Origin of the sequence: Nocardioides sp. (genome assembly GCF_036374615.1) — a bacterium.
Classification (GTDB): Bacteria; Actinomycetota; Actinomycetes; order Propionibacteriales; family Nocardioidaceae; genus Nocardioides.
The window spans coordinates 1-2,894 of record NZ_DASUTK010000051.1 but is presented as its reverse complement, the minus strand read 5'-3'; the positions used below and the strand labels follow the sequence as shown (position 1 = coordinate 2,894).

Annotated in this window: 5 protein-coding genes; 3 read left to right on the top strand and 2 right to left on the bottom strand. The window is 71.0% G+C overall.

Annotated elements, in window-relative coordinates; all coding sequences use genetic code 11:
* The coding region (locus VFZ39_RS04065; protein ID WP_330864444.1) for a VOC family protein at positions 1-190 on the top strand (190 nt) is incomplete at its 5' end.
* 78 nt (positions 191-268) lie between these two features.
* A complete protein-coding gene (locus VFZ39_RS04060; protein WP_330864443.1) occupies positions 269-634 on the top strand; it encodes a hypothetical protein in 366 nt (121 codons plus the stop codon).
* Positions 635-637: 3 nt separating this feature from the next.
* Here the strand turns inward: VFZ39_RS04060 and VFZ39_RS04055 are convergent, their stop codons facing one another.
* Positions 638-1,453: a DUF72 domain-containing protein gene (locus VFZ39_RS04055; protein ID WP_330864442.1), complete on the bottom strand. Its 816-nt coding sequence runs from the start codon at positions 1,451-1,453 to the stop codon at positions 638-640.
* A 60-nt stretch (positions 1,454-1,513) separates the two neighbouring features.
* Here VFZ39_RS04055 and VFZ39_RS04050 point away from each other — a divergent pair, with 60 nt between their 5' ends.
* Complete coding sequence (locus tag VFZ39_RS04050; protein ID WP_330864441.1) at positions 1,514-2,461, top strand: TIGR03557 family F420-dependent LLM class oxidoreductase; 948 nt, start codon at positions 1,514-1,516, stop codon at positions 2,459-2,461.
* A 5-nt stretch (positions 2,462-2,466) separates the two neighbouring features.
* Here VFZ39_RS04050 and VFZ39_RS04045 read toward each other — a convergent pair.
* The coding region (locus tag VFZ39_RS04045) for a hypothetical protein (protein ID WP_330864440.1) at positions 2,467-2,894 on the bottom strand (428 nt) is incomplete at its 5' end.

The following is a 2,894-nucleotide window of genomic DNA, read 5'->3' as shown; positions in this document are numbered from 1 at the left end:
CGGACCCGTACGGGCCCACCTGGACCACGGCACGGACGACGTCCCGGTCGAGGTACGGCGCATCCTCGACCTCGGTGCGGACGACATCGGGCCGGGTCGCGGCTGGCACGCCCTGCGCGACCCCGCCGGCCTGGCGTTCTGCGTCACCGGCAACGCGCCCGACCACACGCGACGGCGCGAGCTCGGCTGACCCTCCGTCGGGGTGTGGTCGGGCTCGCCGAGGCCGGGTTAGGAAGGTCCGAGAGGAGTGCCGAGGGAAGGAGCTGGCATGGCGGTGACGAGCTTCCAGGACCTGCCGATGGCCGACCGCGACCGGGCATGGGACGGCGACGCCGCGGAGAAGCGGGTGCGGTCGTGGGCCGGCGCCGACGACGAGCCCAACGCCAGGTACCGCGACGCCCACGTCTGGTACGACGCGGACAAGAAGGACAACTTCACGGCGTACAAGCTGCTGGTCGCCGACGTGGTCGACGGCAAGCTGATGGCCGTCCCCCACGGAGTGATGGCCGCCGGCAACGTGATGGTCGGGGGTCGCGGTGGCGTCGACCTCCCCGCGCGGGACCGGGACCGGGTCATGAGCCACCTGGCGAAGTACTACGCCAAGATGGGCGACACCCCGCCCTGGGAGGACTGACCGTCACGACAACCGCTCGAGCAGGGCGACAGCGTCGTGCGGGGCGTGTCCCTTCACGTCGTTGTCGAAGTAGACGTAGACGTCGAGGCCCTCGTCGGCCCAGGCCCGACAACGTTCCGCCCACTCGTCCAGTGCGCGGGGCGAGTAGCCGCTGGCGTACAGCTCGCGGTCGCCGTGCAGCCGGACGTAGACGAGGTCGGACGTGACCTCGAGCACCTTGGGCCAGCGGCCGGCGGTGTCGGCGACCACGCACGCGACGCCGTGACCGCGCAGGAGGTCGTAGGCCGCCTCGTCGGCGAACGTCGGGCTGCGGAACTCCAACGCGTGCCGCAGCGGCCGATCGCGGTCGGTCGTCGTGACGGCCCTGTCGTCGGGCACCTTGTCGTCGTGACGCGCGGCCAGCGCTGCTGCCTCGCGGGTGGTCCGGGGCAGGAGGCCGAGGAAACCGTCGAGCACGTCCGCGTCGAAGGTCAGACGCTCGGGCAGCTGCCACAACACCGGGCCCAGGGTCGGGCCGAGCTCGAGCACGCCCGACGCGAAGAAGTTGGCCAACGGAGTCTCGACGTCTCGGAGGCGCTTGAGATGGGTGATGAACCGACCACCCTTGACGGCGAACTCGAAGTCGGCGGGCACCTCGCTGCGCCACCGGCGGTAGGACTCCGGACGCTGCAGCGAGTAGAAGGAGCCGTTGATCTCCACGGACGTCAGCCGAGCGGCGGCGTACTCGAGCTCGCGCCGCTGAGGCAGTCCGCGGGGGTAGAAGTCGCCGCGCCACGCGGGGTACCGCCAGCCGGAGATCCCCACACGCACGGCGCTCATCGGACGTCCGGGTACCCAGTGCAGGGGGTTGCATGCGCCTGGCGTGGGTACGTGCGGGTGGTGAAGATCGGATACTTCCTGTCATGCGAGGAGTACGGGCCGGCGGAGCTGGTGGCCCAGGCCAGGGCCGCTGAAGCGGCCGGTTTCGAGGGTCTGTGGATCAGCGACCACTTCCACCCGTGGAACGACGAACAGGGCCAGAGCCCGTTCGTCTGGTCGGTCATCGGGGCGCTCTCTGAGGCATGCTCGCTGCCCATCACCACGGCGGTCACGTGTCCGACGGTCCGCATCCACCCGGCCATCGTGGCCCAGGCCGCTGCCACCGCGGCCGTGATGACCGGAGGCCATTTCGTCCTGGGAGTCGGTACCGGTGAAGCCCTCAACGAGCACGTGCTCGGCGACCCGTGGCCGTCGATCGACGTGCGCCTGGAGATGCTCGAGGAGGCCGTCGCACTGATGCGCGAGCTGTGGGCCGGCGGCTTCGTGACGACGTACGGCAAGCACTACACCGTCGACAACGCCCGCATCTACACGCTCCCGGACGAGCCGCCGCCGGTGTACATCTCCGGCTTCGGACCGAAGGCCACCGACGTGGCGGCTCGCATCGGCGACGGCTACATCTCCACCCAGAGCGACCCCGAGCTCGTCACCCGTTTCAAGGAGGCCACCGGGGGCAAGCCCGCCCAGGCCGGCGCCAAGGTCGCGTACGCCGACACGGTCGACGAGGGCGTCGAGCACGCCCACCGGCTGTGGGCCAACGCCGGACTGCCGGGCGAGCTGGCGCAGGTGCTGCCCTCGCCGCGGCACTTCGAGCAGGCCTCCGAGCTCGTCACCGAGGAGAGCACGCGCGAGTCAGTGGTCGCGGGCAACGACCCCGAGGCGCACCTGGCGCAGATCAAGGAGTACGCCGACGCCGGCTACGACGAGCTCTACGTCGCCAACATGGGCCCGCACCACCAGCAGATGATCGAGTTCTACGGCCGCGAGGTGATTCCGCAGGTGTCGTGAGGTGGTCAGGCGCAGCCGATGGTCCGCTTCGCCCGAGGCCAGCGCGCGACGTCGGTCGGGTCGGCGAGGTTCACCAGGTACGCCGCGTCGCCCTGCGGTTGGAGCCACAGGGCGAACCCGCCGCGCCGCCAGCCGGTGTCGGCGGCGTCGGCGGGCAGCCGCGCGCGGTCGGCGTACGTCGAGCGGAGCTGCCGGTCGAGCTCTCCCGACGGGTCGTGCACGTACTGCCGGAAGCCGGTGGAGCCGCGGTCCACCTCGATGAAGGTGACGTCCTCCCAGCCGCAGTGCTCGGGGCCGCGAAGCGTCATCACCTCGGTCGTCGGGACGGGATCACCGTCGGCGTCGAGCCAGACGCCGTAGCCCAGCCGGTCGGACGCGTCGCCGGTCAGCTCCGAGGGCTCGCACATCGCCCAGGACGACAACCGCCAGTCAC